This window comes from Streptomyces sp. NPDC045022 (genome assembly GCF_056432605.1).
The window spans coordinates 52,523-68,476 of record NZ_JBWKIR010000008.1; the positions used below are offsets into that span (position 1 = coordinate 52,523).

At 70.9% G+C, this 15,954-nt stretch carries 19 protein-coding genes; 17 read left to right on the plus strand and 2 right to left on the minus strand.

What is annotated here, in order from left to right; all coding sequences use genetic code 11:
* Positions 1-28 precede the first annotated feature (28 nt).
* From AC07C1_RS16490 to AC07C1_RS16555, 14 genes are all read left to right on the plus strand, one after another.
* Complete coding sequence (locus AC07C1_RS16490) at positions 29-913, plus strand: hypothetical protein (protein WP_478939552.1); 885 nt, start codon at positions 29-31, stop codon at positions 911-913.
* A 104-nt stretch (positions 914-1,017) separates the two neighbouring features.
* On the plus strand, positions 1,018-1,725 hold the full coding sequence (cpaB, locus tag AC07C1_RS16495) for a Flp pilus assembly protein CpaB (RefSeq protein WP_478939554.1): 708 nt from the start codon (positions 1,018-1,020) through the stop codon (positions 1,723-1,725).
* 9 nt (positions 1,726-1,734) lie between these two features.
* A complete protein-coding gene (locus tag AC07C1_RS16500) occupies positions 1,735-2,967 on the plus strand; it encodes a CpaE/TadZ family protein (RefSeq protein ID WP_478939556.1) in 1,233 nt (410 codons plus the stop codon).
* A 7-nt stretch (positions 2,968-2,974) separates the two neighbouring features.
* On the plus strand, positions 2,975-3,355 hold the full coding sequence (locus AC07C1_RS16505) for a TadE/TadG family type IV pilus assembly protein (RefSeq protein ID WP_478939558.1): 381 nt from the start codon (positions 2,975-2,977) through the stop codon (positions 3,353-3,355).
* Positions 3,355-3,729 carry a TadE/TadG family type IV pilus assembly protein gene (locus AC07C1_RS16510; protein WP_478939560.1) on the plus strand — a complete coding sequence of 125 codons (375 nt, stop codon included), beginning with the start codon at positions 3,355-3,357 and terminating at the stop codon, positions 3,727-3,729. The genes AC07C1_RS16505 and AC07C1_RS16510 overlap by 1 nt, the downstream gene beginning before the upstream one ends.
* Positions 3,726-5,063, plus strand: a complete 1,338-nt coding sequence (locus tag AC07C1_RS16515) for a CpaF family protein (RefSeq protein WP_478939562.1) — start codon at positions 3,726-3,728, stop codon at positions 5,061-5,063. The genes AC07C1_RS16510 and AC07C1_RS16515 overlap by 4 nt, the downstream gene beginning before the upstream one ends.
* 12 nt (positions 5,064-5,075) lie before the next feature.
* Positions 5,076-6,020 (plus strand): type II secretion system F family protein, encoded by a 945-nt coding sequence (locus AC07C1_RS16520; RefSeq protein ID WP_478939563.1) that lies wholly within the window; start codon positions 5,076-5,078, stop codon positions 6,018-6,020.
* A 16-nt stretch (positions 6,021-6,036) separates the two neighbouring features.
* A complete protein-coding gene (locus tag AC07C1_RS16525) occupies positions 6,037-6,924 on the plus strand; it encodes a DUF5936 domain-containing protein (protein WP_478939565.1) in 888 nt (295 codons plus the stop codon).
* A gap of 427 nt (positions 6,925-7,351) precedes the next feature.
* A complete protein-coding gene (locus AC07C1_RS16530) occupies positions 7,352-8,644 on the plus strand; it encodes a sensor histidine kinase (protein ID WP_478939941.1) in 1,293 nt (430 codons plus the stop codon).
* Entirely contained in the window at positions 8,644-9,402 is a 759-nt protein-coding gene (locus tag AC07C1_RS16535; protein ID WP_478939567.1) for a response regulator, read from the plus strand. Before AC07C1_RS16530 ends, AC07C1_RS16535 begins: the two co-directional genes overlap by 1 nt.
* Positions 9,403-9,527: 125 nt before the next feature.
* A complete protein-coding gene (locus tag AC07C1_RS16540) occupies positions 9,528-9,725 on the plus strand; it encodes a Flp family type IVb pilin (RefSeq protein ID WP_333764989.1) in 198 nt (65 codons plus the stop codon).
* On the plus strand, positions 9,722-10,312 hold the full coding sequence (locus tag AC07C1_RS16545; RefSeq protein WP_478939943.1) for a pilus assembly protein TadG-related protein: 591 nt from the start codon (positions 9,722-9,724) through the stop codon (positions 10,310-10,312). The genes AC07C1_RS16540 and AC07C1_RS16545 overlap by 4 nt, the downstream gene beginning before the upstream one ends.
* A gap of 33 nt (positions 10,313-10,345) precedes the next feature.
* On the plus strand, positions 10,346-10,927 hold the full coding sequence (locus AC07C1_RS16550) for a hypothetical protein (protein ID WP_478939569.1): 582 nt from the start codon (positions 10,346-10,348) through the stop codon (positions 10,925-10,927).
* Between the two features lie 7 nt (positions 10,928-10,934).
* Positions 10,935-11,567 (plus strand): OmpA family protein, encoded by a 633-nt coding sequence (locus AC07C1_RS16555; RefSeq protein ID WP_478939571.1) that lies wholly within the window; start codon positions 10,935-10,937, stop codon positions 11,565-11,567.
* Between the two features lie 88 nt (positions 11,568-11,655).
* Here the strand turns inward: AC07C1_RS16555 and AC07C1_RS16560 are convergent, their stop codons facing one another.
* Positions 11,656-12,045 (minus strand): DUF192 domain-containing protein, encoded by a 390-nt coding sequence (locus AC07C1_RS16560; protein ID WP_478939573.1) that lies wholly within the window; start codon positions 12,043-12,045, stop codon positions 11,656-11,658.
* 101 nt (positions 12,046-12,146) lie between these two features.
* Here AC07C1_RS16560 and AC07C1_RS16565 point away from each other — a divergent pair, with 101 nt between their 5' ends.
* Positions 12,147-13,034, plus strand: coding sequence for an LLM class flavin-dependent oxidoreductase (locus AC07C1_RS16565; protein ID WP_478939575.1), 888 nt, complete (start codon positions 12,147-12,149; stop codon positions 13,032-13,034).
* A 95-nt stretch (positions 13,035-13,129) separates the two neighbouring features.
* Here the strand turns inward: AC07C1_RS16565 and AC07C1_RS16570 are convergent, their stop codons facing one another.
* Entirely contained in the window at positions 13,130-13,672 is a 543-nt protein-coding gene (locus AC07C1_RS16570; protein ID WP_478939945.1) for a DinB family protein, read from the minus strand.
* Positions 13,673-13,679: 7 nt separating this feature from the next.
* Here AC07C1_RS16570 and AC07C1_RS16575 point away from each other — a divergent pair, with 7 nt between their 5' ends.
* Both AC07C1_RS16575 and AC07C1_RS16580 read left to right on the plus strand, forming a co-directional pair.
* The gene (locus AC07C1_RS16575; protein ID WP_478939576.1) at positions 13,680-14,465 is read left to right on the plus strand and encodes a class I SAM-dependent methyltransferase; all 786 of its coding nucleotides are present in this window, start codon (positions 13,680-13,682) and stop codon (positions 14,463-14,465) included.
* Between the two features lie 660 nt (positions 14,466-15,125).
* Complete coding sequence (locus tag AC07C1_RS16580) at positions 15,126-15,899, plus strand: isoprenyl transferase (RefSeq protein WP_478939578.1); 774 nt, start codon at positions 15,126-15,128, stop codon at positions 15,897-15,899.
* The last annotated feature ends 55 nt before the right edge of the window (positions 15,900-15,954 follow it).

Below are 15,954 nucleotides of genomic sequence, written 5' to 3' on the forward strand. Positions count from 1 at the left end.
GGCGGGTGTGAAGAGCGGGGAGCTGCGCGTGCCAACTGCCGTTGCCGTGACCAGTGCCGACATGGCGCTGCCGGCGCAGGACGAACGGACCATGCCCGCCGTCGTGTTGCGCGACCTCGACCAGCGGCCGCTGGACCAGGCCCTCACCGAGCTGCACGCCCTGACCGAGCAGTACGGCTACCTGGTCGTCGTCTGCTCACCGGCCGCCCCGGAGCCCGTCGTACGGCGGCTGCACACCCTGCGCTCGCTGCTGGAGAGCGACCGCATCGCCTTCTTCCGGCCCGAGCTGCCGCCCCTCGGCATCGCCGTTCTGGCCCGGCAGCTACGGCAGCTCGCCTCCTGCGACCTGAGCCCGGGCGTGCTGGCCTCCGCCGGACGCCTGCTCACCCACTACATCCACGCCGGCGCCGTCCTCGGTTCCGTCGCCAAGCTGGACCACGTGCCAGTGGGACTGAAGGCGCACGCCAAGTCCTGGATGCCCGGCAGCCAGTTCGCGGTCCTCGCCCACCCCGAGCCCCAGCTCGTGCGGATCGGTCCCGGGGCCACGCTCAAAGGACCCGAGTTCAGCACCTGGATGCTGGTCGCCAAGGGGCAGTTGCAGAGCGACTGGGCCGCGGGCCTCGGCACGGCGTGGAGCGTGCACGGCCTGCGCGAGACCCCGCTGCCCGCCGAGTCCCCGGTGTGGTGGGGGACCGGCCGGATGGTCGAGTTCTGCAGCTACCTCGCCGATCTGTCGGTCCTCTACCAGCTCGTCACGTCCGTGCGGCAGACCAGCTGTCACTGGTGCGGCCTCGACGTCATCGGCGACCGCTGCGTCTTCTGCTCGGCCGCCCCGCCCGTACCCGAGCCACCCGCGCCCCGCGCCCTGGAACAACGCACGCCCGCCCGACCGGCCGGGCACGGACACCCGTAGCCCGCCGGACCCGCCCCGACACGGACACCTGTAGCCCGCCCGACCCGCCCGACCAGAAACTCACATCCCGCTCGACCGATTCCCCCAATGAGGTTGCACGGTTCATGAACTCCCGTCAGCGCCGCGGCGTGATACTCCTGATCCTGTCGGTCCTGTGCGCTCTCGGCGCGTTCGCCGGCGTGCTCTCCGTCGTCCGCGACGTGAATTCCAAGGTCGGCCCCGAGGTCACCGCCTACCGGGTCAGGTCCGAGGTGAAGCCGTACACCGCGCTGGACACGGGCCAGTTCGAGAAGATCAAGATGCCCGAGCGGTGGCTGTCCGGCAACGCCGTCACCGACCTCCGGCAGATCCAGGGCAAGATCGCCGTCACCACCCTGCGGACCGGCTCCCTCCTCCAGACCGACATGATCGTCGACCAGCCCGCCCTCCAGCCCGGACAGCAGGAGGTCGCCATCATGATCGACGCGGCGACGGGCGTCGCGGGCAAGATCACGCCCGGCTCGCGGGTCAACGTCTACGCCACCTTCGAGGGAAAGAAGGAAGGCGACCCCGACCAGTCGAAGATCATCGTGACCAACGCCCGCGTCCTCGACGTCGGCCACATCACCGCCCTCGATCCCGACAACAGCAAGAACCAGCAGCAGCCCACCGAGGCCGTCCCCATCACCTTCGCGCTGTCCACCCTCGACGCCCAGCGCGTCACCTACGCCGAGTCCTTCGCCCAGCGCGTCCGGCTCGCGCTGGTGGCCCCCGGCAGCGAGACCAGCGTCCCCGACAAGGACCGCACCTACGAACTCGCGACGGACAAGTGAGAGGCGGCCATGCCCACCAGGATCCTCCCGGCCGGCGCGGACCCGGACGCCGTCCGCTCCCTCACCACCCTGCTCAGTCAGCTCCCCGACGCCGAACCGCAGCCACCGGCGACCGACTCGACCCAGCTGGTCGACACCCTCGCCCGGCTCGCCGCCGAGTCCATCGACGAACTCCCGGAAGTGGTCGTCGTCCATGAACGGGTCGGCCCGGTCCCGGCCCTGGAGCTGATCCGCGAGGTCGCCCTGCGCTTCCCGGCCGTCGGCGTCATCCTCGTCACCACCGACGCGAGCCCCGGCCTGTTCGCCGCCGCCATGGACTCCGGCGCCCGCGGCCTGGTCGCGCTCCCGCTGTCGTACGAGGAACTCGCCGGCCGTGTCCAGGCCGTCGCCCAGTGGTCGACCGGCGTACGACGGCACCTCGGCCACGGCGCCGACGAGTTCGGCGGGGCCGGCGGTACCGTCGTCACGGTCAGCGGCGCCAAGGGCGGCACCGGCGCCACCCTGGCCGCCATCCAGCTGGCCCTCGCCGCCCAGGCCTCCGGCCGCGCCACCGCCCTGGTCGATCTCGACCTCCAGACCGGCGACATCGCCTCCTACCTGGACATCCAGTTCCGCCGCTCCGTGGTGGACCTGGCCGCCATCACCGACATCTCGCCCCGCGTCCTCGCCGACGCCGTCTTCCGCCACGACACCGGCCTCGCCCTGCTCCTCGCGCCCGGCGAGGGCGAACGCGGCGAGGAGGTCACCGACCGCGCCGCCCGCCAGATCGTCAGCGCCCTGCGCTCCCGCTACGAGGTCGTCGTCATCGACTGCGGCTCCCAGCTCAGCGGGGCGGGAGCCGCGGCCGTCGAGATGGCCGACACGGCGTTGCTGGTCACCACCCCGGACGTCATCGCCGTACGCGCCGCCAAGCGGACGGTACGGATGTGGGACCGGCTCCAGATCCGCAAGGCCGAGGAGACGACCGTGGTCGTCAACCGGCACACACGGCATACGGAGATCCAGCCCGCTCTGGTCCAGCGCATCACCGGTACGGCCCTCGCCCGCAGCGTCGTCCCCGCCAACTTCAAGGAGCTGCAGGGGGTCGTGGACGCCGGCCGGGTCCATGAACTCGACAGCAGGAGCACGGTGAAGCAGGCCCTGTGGGGGCTCGCGGGGGAGCTGGGGCTGGTGAAGGCGGCGGAGGGGACCTCGCACCGCGGGGGCCGGGGAACCGTGAACTTTCGGCGGCGGAAGGAGTGAGCGGGCGATGAGACGGCCCGGAGGGGACCGAGGGCAGGTGAGCATCGAGTTCCTCGGCATGACGCCGCTGATCGTTCTGACGTTGGTGCTCGTGTGGCAGGCCGTGCTCGTGGGATACACCTTCACGCTCGCCGGGAATGCCGCGGACGAGGCGGTGCGGGCGGGAACGGCGGCGCCGCAGGGTGGCGCGCGGCAGGCGGCCTGCTCGGCGGCGGGACTGGAGAACCTGTCGGCGGCGTGGAAGGGGAGTGCCGAGGTGAGCTGCAACCCGAGCGGCTATGTGACGGCCAAGGCCACACTGCACGTTCCCGTCCTCTTCCCCGGCCTGATCGACTTCCCGGTCGAGGTGACAGGCCATGCCGGGGCCGTCGAGGAGGTGAAGCGCTGATGCCGTACCGGCGCCGACGGCGGGACGCGGGCCAAGTGGCCATCGAGTACCTCGGGTTCGTTCCGATCCTGCTGATCGTGGCCATGGCGGGCATCCAGATCGGGGCTGTCGCCTACGCCGCCGAGCAGGCCGGTACGGCGGCCCGGGCGGGGGCGCGGGCGGCGTCCCTGGGGCAGGACGCTCAGCAGGCGTGTGCGCAGGCGGTCAGCGGCGCGCTCGATGTGTCCTGCGACCAGGGTCCCGGTGATGCCGGCTCGGTCACCGTCACCGCCACCGTTTCCATCCCCCAGATCGTCCCCGGCTGGTCGTTCGACCCGGCCCGGAAGTCCGCCACCATGCCGCTCGACCACCAGGCGAGGAGCAGCAACCCATGAGCCTGCGGGCACGTATCAACACTCCGGAGGAGCAGGGCAGCCGGGGCGAGGACGGGCATCTGGTCGCCTCCTACCGGGCCAAGCTGCTGGAGGAGATCGACCTCGCGGAGATGAGTTCACTGGCCGCCGCCGAGCGCCGGGCGCGGCTGGAGCGGGTGCTCGGGCACATCATCAGCCGCGAGGGCCCGGTGCTGTCGACGGTGGAGCGCTCCCAGCTGATCCGCCGGGTGGTGGACGAGGCACTGGGCCTCGGCATCCTGGAGCCGCTGCTCGAAGACGCGTCGATCACCGAGATCATGGTGAACGGGCCTGACGCGATCTTCGTCGAACGCCGCGGCCGCGTCGAGCAGTTGCCGCTCCGTTTCGTCTCCGCCGACCAGCTGATGCAGACCATCGAGCGGATCGTCTCCACGGTCAACCGCAGAGTCGACGAGTCGAACCCGATGGTGGACGCCCGCCTCCCCTCCGGTGAGCGCGTCAACGTCATCATCCCGCCGCTGTCCCTGACCGGCCCCATCCTGACCATCCGCCGCTTCCCGCGCTCCTTCACGCTCCAGGAGCTGATCGGGTTCGGCTCGCTCGACGAGCACATGGTCTATCTGCTGGCGGGCCTGGTGCAGGCCAAGTTCAACATCATCGTCTCCGGCGCGACCGGCACGGGAAAGACGACCCTGCTGAACGCCCTCTCCGGGCTGATCCCGTCCCACGAACGCATCATCACCATCGAGGACTCCGCCGAACTCCAGCTCCAGCAGACGCACGTGGTCCGCCTGGAGTCGCGCCCGCCGAACGTGGAGGGCAAGGGGCAGATCACCATCCGCGACCTGGTGCGCAACTCCCTGCGGATGCGGCCCGACCGGATCGTGGTCGGTGAGGTCCGCGGCGGTGAGTCCCTCGACATGCTCCAGGCCATGTCCACCGGCCACGACGGCTCCCTCGCCACCGTGCACGCCAACAGCGCCGAGGACGCCCTCACCCGGCTGCAGACCCTCGCCTCCATGTCCGACGTCGAGGTTCCCTTCGTGGCGTTGCACGACCAGATCAACAGCGCGGTCGACGTCATCGTCCAGCTGACCCGGTTCGCCGACGGCGCCCGCCGCATCACCGAGATCGCACTGCTCGACAGCCACGGCGGGGAGCCGTACCGGCTGGCGACCGCGGCCCGCTTCGACGCCCGGCCCATGACCCCGGACGGCCGCGTGTACGGCACCTTCCAGTACTTCCCGCTGCCCCGCCGTACCGCCGACCGCCTCTACATGGCGAGCCAGCCCGTCCCGCAGGCCTTCGGCGTCGCCCACTCCGCGGACCAGCTCGCCACCCGAGAAGCCAGGTAGGTAGGCCACCCCATGGAACTCCACACCCTCGTCCAGCTCACCATCGGCGTGACGCTGCTGACCTGCGTCCTGGCCGTGGCCGGCGGGCACGCCTACGCCTCGGGACGGGCCCAGCGCGCCGCCCTCGTCGACCGCCTCGCGCACACCGGCCCGCTGCCTGCGGCCGGCCGCAGGCGCCGCTTCCGCGATCTCGACCGGCGGCTGCGCCGTACCCGCTTCGGCCGGTGGCTCGAACTCCGCCTGGCGGCGACCGGCCTGGACGTCACCCCGGGCGAGTTCTTCGTCTACCTGCTCGCCGCGGTCGCCGCGCTCTGGCTGATCGGCCAGACCGCCCTCGCCCCCTTCTTCGGCCCCCTCGCGGGACTCCTCGGCATCGGGGCGGCCGTGCAGTTCCTCAACTGGCAGCGCCAGAAACGCATCGAACGCTTCATCGGCCAACTCCCCGAACTGGCCCGCATCCTGGCCAACGCCACCCAGGCAGGCCTCGCCCTGCGCACCGCGATCGGCATGGCGGCCGAAGAACTGGAGGCGCCGGCGGGCGAGGAACTGGCCAAGGTGGCCGACCAGCTGGCCGTCGGCCACTCCCTGGACGACGCGCTCGGCGAACTCGCCGACCGCCTCCCCTCCCGCGAACTGGTCGTCCTGGTCACCACCCTCGTCCTCGCCAACCGCGCGGGCGGCCAGGTGGTGTCCGCCCTGCGCAACCTGACCGAGACCCTGGACGAGCGCAAGGAGACCCGGCGCGAGATCCGCACCCAGCTCTCCCAGGTGACGATGACGTCGTACGCCGTCCCCGTCCTCGGTATCGGCGCCCTGTTCCTGATGAACGGCGTCAAGGACGGCGCCCTGGAACGCATGACCGGTTCACCGGTCGGCCAGGCCTGCGTGATCATTGCGTTCGCCCTGTACGCCGTCGGTTTCGTCCTCATCCGGCGCCTGAGCCGGATCGACGTGTGAGGAGGGCGCGGACTCCATGGGATTCCTGCTCGCACTGCTGATGGGCCTCGGCGTCTGGGGCGCCTTCGCCGGGCTCCGTATGTACCGCGCCGAGGCCAAGCTCCCCGGCGACCTCGCCGTGGCCCTGGAGGTCGGCGCCACCCGCACCGGCGCGGTGGGCTCGGTCGTCGACCGGATGGGCATGCGCTACGCCCCCGCGGTACTGCGTCTCATGGGCCCGCGGCTGGTCGCCAAGTACCGCCGCAGGATCGACCTGGCGGGCAACCCCGGCGGCCTGACCATCGACCGCTACGCGGCCCGCCGCGCGGTCTACGGCGCACTGGGCGGCGTGGGCTTCCTGGTCTTCCTGCTCCGTGGCCAGTGGTTCGTGGCCCTGCTCCTGCTGCTCTTCGGCGCTTTCTGGACGGAGGTGGGCATCTGGTCGGCGATCCGCGTCCGCAAGGACGTCATCGAGCGCACGCTGCCCGACTTCCTGGACGTGCTGGCGGTCGTGGTCAGCGCGGGCCTCGGTTTCCGCCAGGCCCTGGACCGGGTCGCCTCCCACTACGAGGGCCCGTGGGCCGACGAACTCCGCATCACCCTCCGCCAGATGGACCTCGGCATGAGCCGCCGCCAGGCCTTCGCGGAACTGCGCCGGCGCAACGACTCCGAGCAGGTGGCCATGTTCGTCACGGCTCTGCAGCAGGGCGAGGAACTGGGCGCGCCGATCGTGGACACCCTGGTCTCCCTGGCCAAGGACATGCGCCGCACCGACGCGCAGAACGCCCGCCGCAAGGCCGCCCGCGCGGTGCCCAAGGCCACGCTGATGATCACCACGTTCATGGTCCCGGCGACGATGCTCCTCCTGGGCGCGGGCCTGCTGCTGGGCTCCGGGGTGGACTTCGGTTCGCTCACGGGGGAGTGAGGCGACCATGACGGCGACGACAGGGCTGACGGGGCGTGGGGGGCCCGGGGGACGTGGATGGCCCGGAGGACGTGTCCGAGGTCTGTCCTTCGGGGGACGGCTGAGGAAGACGATCGGCTGGTTCGCCCGCCCTTCGACGACGACGAAGGCGGACCCGGCGGCGAAGGAGGACCAGGCCGCGAAGGGGGACGGGGCGGCGAAGGAGGGCCGGGCGGCCGGATCCGGGTTCGGGGAAGAGCGGGCGATGCCTTCGGCCGGGGTCGGGGTGGATCGTACGGAGCCTTCGGCCGGGGTCGGGGTGGATCGTTCGGTGCCTTCGGCCGGGGTCGGGGTGGATCGTTCGGTGCCTTCGGCCGGGGTCGGGGTGGATCGTTCGGTGCCTTCGGCCGAGCCGTCCGAGAAGATTCAGGTCCGCGCGCTGCAGGCGATGTGCCGCCAGGTCTTCGGATTCCGGCTCGCCATGATCGCCCTGGCCGCCCCCGCCGCCCTGCTCAACGCCGCCCCCGGCCTGGGCGCCCGCCTGGTCGGCGCGGCCGTGGTAGTCACCTTCATGGTGTCCTACGCCCTCTTCCGCGACTGGGAACGCCTCGGCCCCTTACTCCTCCGCCACCCCAGCCTCCTGGCAGTCGACACCCTGTTCGGTTCCCTCCTGCTGATCTCGGCGGGCCCGGACACCACCCTCGCCTACGTCAGCGTCTGCACCCCACTCCTGGCCGGCCTGGTCTACAGCTGGCGCGGGGCGGCCTGCTTCGCCTCCCTGCAGTCCCTCGTCCTGCTCCTCGTCCACGCCACCCTGAAGGCCGACCGGCACGCGCCTGTCGTCGAGGCCCTGCTCCTGCCCGGCCTGTGCGTCATCGCCGGCGCCATGGGCTCGACCCTGCGCAACCTGATGCTCCGCTTCGGCGCCGCGACCCAGGCCCTGACGGCGGTGCAGGCGCGCCTCGCGGCGGCGGAGGCGGTGAGCGAGGAACGCGCCCGGCTGGCCCGCGAGATGCACGACTCGGTGGCCAAGACCCTGTACGGCGTCGCCCTGGCGGCGGACGGTCTGGCGGCGACCGCCTCGACCGACGCCCCCGATCCCACCCGCATAAGGCAACAGGCGGAACTGGTGTCCCGCTCGGCGCGCAGAGCGGCGGCGGAGTCACGCGAACTCCTGACGGACCTACGCCGTGAGCGGCCGATGGGCAGGGCGAAGGAGACCACGGCATGGCACGAACTAAGCCGCCGGACCTGTGACTTCACGACCCGGACGGGTCTGCCGGTCACCTGCCACTGGCCGGACTCCGCCGGCCTCCCCGCGCTGCCCGCGCCCCTGACCCGCCACCTCCTGGCCATCGCCGAGGAGGCGCTGGAGAACGCCCACCGCCACGCGTCCGCGACCCGGGTGGACGTACGCGTCACGCTCGACGGCGACCTGCTCCGCCTCACGGTCCACGACGACGGCACCGGCCTGCCGCCCGGCACCACACTCGAACAGCTGCGCAGCTCCGGTCACTTCGGCCTGCTCGGCATGGTCGAACGGGCGGCTCGGGCGGGCGCCCGCATCCGTATCGGCCCGGGCGGCCACGCGCGAGGGACGGAGGTGTGGTTGGAGCTCCCTCTGGGCTCCTCGACCGCGCGGAACCACCCCGCTGCGACGCCCTCCGGAGTTCCTGCCACCTCCACCAGCCCCGTCAGCCCTGTTGATCCATCCCCCGGCAATCCTGAGAGGAGACACTGATGCGGCACACCCGTCCCCGGCCGGACTTCCCGCCGCCCACGCCCGCTGCCCCGCCGTTGCGGTTGCTGGTCGCCGACGACAATCCCGTGGTCCGCGCGGGCCTGACCGCCCTGCTCTCGGGCCGCGCGGACACCACGGTGGTGGCGGAGGCGACGGACGGTCGCGAGGCGTATGAGGCGGCGCTCCGGCACCGGCCCGACGTCATCCTCCTCGACGTCCGCATGCCCGGGGTCGACGGAATCTCGGCATTGCCACACCTGGTGCGGCTGGCCCCCGTCATGATGCTCACCTACAGCCACGAGACGGAGACCGTGCGGGAGGCACTGCGGCTGGGGGCGGGGGGATACCTGGTGCACGGCGAGTTCACGACGGAGCAGTTGGTACGGGCGGTACGGGACGTACGAGAGGGACGGCCACATGTGACGCCGGGAGCGGCGAAGGCTTTACTGACTGAGCTTCAGGAGAGTGCACTCGCACACGACAGGGGTCAACTTGCCGATTCCTGGGCGGAAATCGCCCCACTCCCTCTTTCGCAATTGCAACCATCTGTGGGACAGTCGTCCCCATCGCGGTTCCGGCTGAGTGCGAGGGAGGCGGAGATCATGGACCTCATCGCGTCCGGCATGACCAACCAGCAGATCGCCGCCGCCTGCTTCATCAGCGAGAAGACGGTCAAGAACCACATCAACCGCATCTTCGCCAAGCTCCACACCACGACCAGGTCCCAGGCAGCCGCAAAGTGGCTGGGGGTGGCCTGAGATGACGGCGCGGGGCAGCACGGACGCCCGCGAGTGGGCCCGGGGTTGGGCCCAGGGGCCCTTGGGTGGGCAGGACGTACCGCCGTACATTCCCAGGTTCCGGGGCGAAGCTGGAGGGGAAGACCATGAGCAAGTGGTTCAACACCACCGTTGCGTATCTGCAGGCCCGTGCCGCCCGGAGCGACCGGGGGCAGACCGCGGTGGAGTACCTCGGCATCATCGCAGTGGTGGTGGCCATCGTGCTGGCGATCACGGGTACGAGTATCGGGCAGACGATCTTCGATGCGATCAGGACGAAGATCACGGAGGTCACCGGCGGCTGATTCCGCCACGTTACGACGCGGGGCAGGCCTTCCCCATCTACATCACGGTGGTGGCAGGCCTGCTCTTCCTCGCGTTGGCCTACCTTGCCGTCGGCCAGGCTGCGGTGAACAGGAGTGGCGCCCAGACAGCCGCGGATGCGGCGGCGCTCGCGGCAGCTCAGAAGCGCCGTGACGACCTTGCGGGAAAGTGGTTGGAGGTCCTGAAGGATCCGGCCAAGTGGTGGGACGTTCTCCACGGTGAGGTGGACCGCAGTCCGTCGTGTTGGCGCGCTGACCAACTTGCCGCGCAAAACGACGGTCACGTGCAAATGTGCGATGACAGGCTGCCGTTGGAAGTCACGGTCGAGGTACAGACGAACAGGCCGGTCGGCGACTCCGTTGTCCCCGGAACGAGGGACATCAAGTCGAGCGAGACCGCCAAAGCCGTGATCGAGCCGCTCTGTGACTTCAAGGCTCCGGGGGCGGACACCAAGGACGAACCACTGCCCGCCCTCACCTGCGACGGCAAAATCTGGAAGCCGGATCCGGGCGACCTGGCGGGGCTACCGGGACCTGAGGACCTCTTCGACGTCCACCTTGCCGACTGACAAGCGAACGCCATGGAAAAGGGAAGCAGAGCGATGAGCATTCGGTTCACTGCGAAGGCCCGCAGGGGGATGGTCGCACTGACCGTTGCGGTTGGTCTGGGGGTTGGGGTGGCAGGCTGCGGTGGAGGTGCCGGCGACGACAAGAAGCCGCACAGTTCCGCTTCCGCTTCCAAGGCCGGCCACTCCGACCCGAGCACCCAGGAGGGACAGTCTGACGAGCCGCTGGCCGAGCTGAAAGGTTCGGATGGCCTGCTTCTGCAGATCACCTCCGCACAGCGCGACTCCGGTGGCTTCGTCACTGTGAACGGCACGCTGAAGAACGACGGGTCCAAGAGTCTCCTCATCCCGTCCGCCCTGAGCGGCAACGAAACCGAGATCATCCGGAACGGCACGTCCCTGGGTGGAGCCACCCTGGTCGACCCGCAGGGCAAGAAGCGGTACTACGTGCTGCGGGACACGGAGGGCCGTCCGCTGACGACCACTGGCTTCTCGACGCTCAAGGCCGGTGACAGCCTGGCCGTCTTCATGCAGTTCCCGGCCCCCCCCGGAAACACGAGCGACGTGGACATCCAGCTGCCCACGTTCTCCAGTGCCGGCATTCAGATCTCCGGGTGAGGCCCAAGTGACCACCACGCCCCGTCTCACCGTCACCCTCGCGGCCGCCGGCCTCCTGTTCGCCGCCGGTCTGCACGGCGCCCCCGCAGCCCGCGCCGGCGACACCGGCCCCAGTGAGCCCCCCGGCAGCGAACCGTCCGCCACCGCGCCGGTGAGGGTCGACCCCACCGACCCGGATCTGAAGCTGCCCGAGGGCGCCACCCTGGCGGACCCCAAGGTGCTGGACATCAAGTCGGTCGTGGAGGACCAGAGCGGCGACGAGCGCAGGGAGGACACCAACGCCGACGTGACCTTCGCCCTGCAGGCCGAGGTGCTGTTCGGCAAGGACAGCGCCGAGCTTGGCGCGGAGGCGAAGGCCCGCATCGCGGTCATCGCCCAGGAGATCAAGAAGCAGAACGCGGCCCAGGTCCGCGTCTTCGGCTTCACCGACAACCTCGGCTCCTCCGCCCACGGCGACATCCTGTCCAAGCAGCGCGCCAACGCCGTCCAGGCCGTTCTGAACCAGGACCTGAACGACCCGGCTGTCACCTTCGAGGTCCGCGGCTACGGCGAGCAGTACCCGATCGCCGACAACTCCACCGAGGCCGGACGGAAGAAGAACCGCCGGGTGGAGGTCTCCTTCCCCCGAACCCAGGAGTGAGACGGGGCCCGAACCCGAGCCCGGAGACCGGGCGAACAGCTCAGTCGGCCCCACGGCCAGTACCGCGCCACACCCACGCCCGAAAACTTCAGGCCGGCACCTCCGCCCGCACCTCCACCCGCGCTCCCACCCGCACCCCCCACCCCGCCATCACGCCCGCCTGCGCCTCGAGCACATGCCGGGCCCGCCACCGGGGCAGGCCCAGCCGGCCCGGCTTCACGGTGTGGACGGCGACGACGGTCAGCCGACGGTCCAGGTAGGCGACGTCGATCGGCATCCGCATCCGGAAGGTGTGCACTCCGCTCGCCGGTGACAGCAGCATCGCCCCGTCGATCGAGTCCCGGCCCAGCAGCCCTCGGGTGCGGGCCCGGTAGGACGTCGAGATCTCCAAGGGGACGGTGACGACCGCCGCGTCCCCGGAGGACCCCCGCACGATCAGCTTTCCCCGTCCGTCCGGCCAGCGCCCTCGTCGTCGCATTCCCCGTCCTCCCACTCCACCGAAACCGCCACCGGAACCGCCAACACACCGGATGGGTAAACATGTTGTCTCATCGCGTCCTCCCCACTAGGAAGGGCGACATGACTCGACTCGGCGCCGTGTTCCGCCCCCAGCTTCCTCCCGAGCGGCTGCGGGCCGTCGCCCGGACGGCGGACGAAGCGGGGCTCGAAGAGCTGTGGCTGTGGGAGGACTGTTTCCGGGAGGGCGGCATCGCGACGGCCGCGGCGGCGCTCGCCTGGACCGAGCGGCTGCGGGTCGGTGTGGGGCTGCTGCCCGTACCCCTTCGGAACGTGGCCCTCACCGCGATGGAGGCCGCGTCCCTGCACCGGATGTTCCCCGGCCGCGCGACACTCGTCGTCGGACACGGCGTGCAGGACTGGATGGGACAGGTCGGCGCCCGCGCCGCCTCCCCGCTCACCCTCCTCGGTGAGCACCTCGACTGCCTGCGCGCGCTGTTGCGCGGGGAACGGCTCACCGCCCGGGGCCGGTACGTGACCCTGGACGACGTCGGCCTCGACTGGCCACCGCATCGTACGGAGGGGGCCGGAGCCGTGGACGTGCTCGCCGGTGCCACCGGGCCCCGGACGCTGCGCCTCTCCGGCGCCAAGGCCGACGGCACCGTCCTCACCGCCTCCACCTCGCCGGACGGCGTACGACAGGCCCGGCAGCTCATCGACGAAGGGCGGCGGGAGGCGGGCCGCACCGAGCCGCACACGGTGGTCGTGTACCTGCTCGCCGCGACGGGGGCCGACACCGAGGCCCGGCTGCGCGCGGAACTCGCCGCCGAGGGGCTGGAGTCGGTGCCGGACGTGGGGGTCGCCGGAGACGCGGGTGCCGTGGCCGAGGCCGTGCGGCGGCTGGCGGAGGCCGGTGCGGACACGGTCGTCCTCCAGCCGACCGGGGACGACCCCGACCCGGAGGGCTTCGTGCGCTTCGCCGCGCAGGAGGTACGGCCTCTGGTGCCGTAGCGACCGGCTTCGAGCCGTTGTCGGTGCCGACTGCCGCACTTCTCCGCATGACCGAGCACGATCCGGACGCCCTTCGGCGGTCGAGGCTCACCCGCTCACCCCGTCCCCCCGCCCCGCGGACGGTCGCCGGTCGACCCGTCGATCAGCTCGCGCAGGATGTCCATGTGCCCGGCGTGCCGTGCGGTCTCCTCGACCATGTGGACCAGGGTCCAGCGCAGCGAGACGCGGTCGTCCCGCCAGGACGGACGGCCCTCCGCGTCCAGGGGCAGCGCGGCGATTGTGCGGTCGGCGGCGGCGCGGGCGCGGCCGTAGAAGGCGACGATCCGTTCCGTCGTCTCGTCGGGGGTGACCCGCATGTCGTCGTGCGGATCGAACCAGAACGGCTCCGCCTCGCCGCCGAACGTCTCCACGAACCAGCCGTACTCGACCGAGGCCAGGTGCTTGACCAGGCCCAGCAGATTGGTGCCGGTCGGTGTCATCGGGCGGCGCAGCTGCTCGTCGTCGAGGCCGGCCAGCTTCCAGAGCACGGCGTCCCGGTGCCGGTCCAGGCTCGCGTGCAGCGTGTCCTTCTCGCCGGCGAAGTAAGTCGTCATGCGGGCGGAAACTAGCAGCAGCCACTGACGCCGCCCTGCGATCATGAGTGTCATGACAGGGAACCGAACCTTCGAAGCCCTCGTGGCGGAGGGCGCCGCCGTGCCCACCGGGGGATGGGACTTCTCCTGGTTCGACGGGCGGGCCACCGAGGCGCGGCCCTCCTGGGGGTACGCCCGGTCGGCGGGGGAGCGGCTGACCGGTGCCGAGGCCGCGCTCGACATCCAGACCGGCGGCGGTGAGGTGCTGGACGCCGCGCTGAGCAGGGCGGAGCCGGCCCGGCCGCTGTCGATCGCCGCCACGGAGGGATGGCCGCCGAACGTCGCCAAGGCCACCGCGCTGCTGCGGCCCCGCGGTGTGGTGGTGGTCGCCGCGCCGGACGACGCGCCGTTGCCGTTCGCCGACGCGGCGTTCGACCTGGTCCTCAGCCGGCACCCGGTGCGTCCGCACTGGGACGAGATCGCCCGGGTGCTGCGGCCCGGCGGCACGTATTTCGCTCAGCACGTCGGCCCGGCCAGTGTCTTCGAGCTGGTCGAGTACTTCCTCGGACCGCAGCCGGACGAGGTGCGCGGGGCCCGGGACCCCGAGCGTGAGCGGGCCGACGCCGAGGCGGCGGGTCTGGAGGCGGTCGATCTGCGGGCGGAGCGGCTGCGGATGGAGTTCCACGACGTCGGCGCGGTCGTCCACTTCCTGCGCAAGGTCGTCTGGATGGTCCCCGGTTTCACGGTCGAGGCGTACGAGCCCCGGCTCCGCGCGCTGCACGAGCGGATCGAGCGGGAGGGGCCGTTCGTCGCCCACAGCAGCCGGCACCTCTTCGACGCTCGCAAGCAGGGCGGCTGACGAACCGGGCAGAGCAGGGGGAAACGGTCGCTGTTCACCCCGGGTTTCCCCGTGGTTTTCACATTGTTATCGAAGGTGCGGTTCACATCTGTCTCACTGGCCACGTAGGTTCAGACCAAGGTAATTCGCGCCAGCAAAGCTGTGCGGGCGGCGCCGCGCAGCGGAGGGGGCTGCGCGGCGCCGTGGGCCGAGGTAATCCATCCGGCGCCCCGTAGTGGAATCGTCAAGTCCACCGTTCGCCGGCCGGGTAGCCCATCGGGGGGACCCTCGGACAACTCGCCAAGGTGCCCCGAAGGTGGCGTAAAACCCCAGGATTCATTCGTATCCGGCCGCATTTCCCTGGGATTCCGCTGTGAATCGGCCACGAAACGTCCCTGAATCAAGCCTTCCGTCACCACCGTGGCGTCGCCGGGTGATTCCGGAGAGTAGTTGTGTCGCGCCAATGCACCCGCGATCCCTCACGAAGGGTTATGGTGGAAACCCCCCCTCGGGCCGGTCCGTCTCCCCCCCACGGACCGGCCCGTTTTTTTGTCGGCAGCACCGGGACGGTCTCCCTGTCCAGGGGCGGGGACCGTGCCCGGCTTGCGGTTGCCGCCGCGTCGCAGCGGTAGGCTCGACGGCTCCGGCACCCGACCCCGCGCCATATCCCCGGAGGGCCACGTGAACCTGCGCGACAAGCTGCGCGGCCTGCTCGTCAGGCTCTACGCACGCCGGGTGGAAGGTCACCTGGATCCCGCTCAGGTGCCCAAGCACATCGGCGTCATCATGGACGGCAACCGCCGCTGGGCGAAGGCGTCCGGCTCCACCACCGTCCACGGCCACCGCGCCGGTGCCGAAAAGATCGAGGAATTCCTCGGCTGGTGCACCGAGATCGACGTCGAGGTCGTCACCCTGTGGCTGCTGTCCACGGACAATTTCGAGCGCCCGCAGGAGGAGCTGGTCCCCCTGCTCGGCATCGTCGAGGACGTCGTCCGCACCCTCGGCGCCGACGGCCGCTGGCGTGTGCACCACGTCGGCACGCGCGACCTGCTGCCGTCCCGGTTGCAGACGGCGCTGAAGGAGGCCGAGGAGGGCACCGCTCACGTCGACGGGATACTCGTCAACGTGGCCATCGGCTACGGAGGCCGCCAGGAGATCGCCGACGCCGTGCGCTCCATGCTGTTCGACGCCCACGACAAGGGGGTGCCGATGGCGGAACTCGCCGAATCCGTCGACATCGACATGATCGGGCGTCACCTCTACACCGGCGACCAGCCCGACCCGGACCTCGTGATCCGCACCAGCGGCGAACAGCGGTTGTCCGGATTCATGCTCTGGCAGACCGCGCACGCCGAGTACTACTTCTGCGAAGTCTTCTGGCCGGCCTTCCGCAAAGTCGACTTCCTGCGCGCCCTGCGCGACTACGCCGCACGTCACCGCCGCTACGGCGGCTGACCGCATGTCACACCGCCCCGTCGCCACCCGGTGACGGGGCGGTTCCCGTATACCC

What these genes read in the sequence shown, in the direction of transcription:
- AC07C1_RS16530 (WP_478939941.1), top strand. Translation starts at nt 7,352, where the DNA reads ATGTGCCGCCAGGTCTTCGGATTCCGGCTCGCCATGATCGCCCTGGCC.
- AC07C1_RS16560 (WP_478939573.1), bottom strand. Translation starts at nt 12,045, where the DNA reads ATGCGACGACGAGGGCGCTGGCCGGACGGACGGGGAAAGCTGATCGTG.
- AC07C1_RS16500 (WP_478939556.1), top strand. Translation starts at nt 1,735, where the DNA reads ATGCCCACCAGGATCCTCCCGGCCGGCGCGGACCCGGACGCCGTCCGC.
- AC07C1_RS16575 (WP_478939576.1), top strand. Translation starts at nt 13,680, where the DNA reads ATGACAGGGAACCGAACCTTCGAAGCCCTCGTGGCGGAGGGCGCCGCC.
- AC07C1_RS16570 (WP_478939945.1), bottom strand. Translation starts at nt 13,672, where the DNA reads ATGATCGCAGGGCGGCGTCAGTGGCTGCTGCTAGTTTCCGCCCGCATG.
- AC07C1_RS16550 (WP_478939569.1), top strand. Translation starts at nt 10,346, where the DNA reads ATGAGCATTCGGTTCACTGCGAAGGCCCGCAGGGGGATGGTCGCACTG.
- AC07C1_RS16535 (WP_478939567.1), top strand. Translation starts at nt 8,644, where the DNA reads ATGCGGCACACCCGTCCCCGGCCGGACTTCCCGCCGCCCACGCCCGCT.
- AC07C1_RS16510 (WP_478939560.1), top strand. Translation starts at nt 3,355, where the DNA reads ATGCCGTACCGGCGCCGACGGCGGGACGCGGGCCAAGTGGCCATCGAG.
- AC07C1_RS16505 (WP_478939558.1), top strand. Translation starts at nt 2,975, where the DNA reads ATGAGACGGCCCGGAGGGGACCGAGGGCAGGTGAGCATCGAGTTCCTC.
- AC07C1_RS16520 (WP_478939563.1), top strand. Translation starts at nt 5,076, where the DNA reads ATGGAACTCCACACCCTCGTCCAGCTCACCATCGGCGTGACGCTGCTG.
- AC07C1_RS16515 (WP_478939562.1), top strand. Translation starts at nt 3,726, where the DNA reads ATGAGCCTGCGGGCACGTATCAACACTCCGGAGGAGCAGGGCAGCCGG.
- AC07C1_RS16525 (WP_478939565.1), top strand. Translation starts at nt 6,037, where the DNA reads ATGGGATTCCTGCTCGCACTGCTGATGGGCCTCGGCGTCTGGGGCGCC.
- AC07C1_RS16565 (WP_478939575.1), top strand. Translation starts at nt 12,147, where the DNA reads ATGACTCGACTCGGCGCCGTGTTCCGCCCCCAGCTTCCTCCCGAGCGG.
- cpaB (WP_478939554.1), top strand. Translation starts at nt 1,018, where the DNA reads ATGAACTCCCGTCAGCGCCGCGGCGTGATACTCCTGATCCTGTCGGTC.
- AC07C1_RS16540 (WP_333764989.1), top strand. Translation starts at nt 9,528, where the DNA reads ATGAGCAAGTGGTTCAACACCACCGTTGCGTATCTGCAGGCCCGTGCC.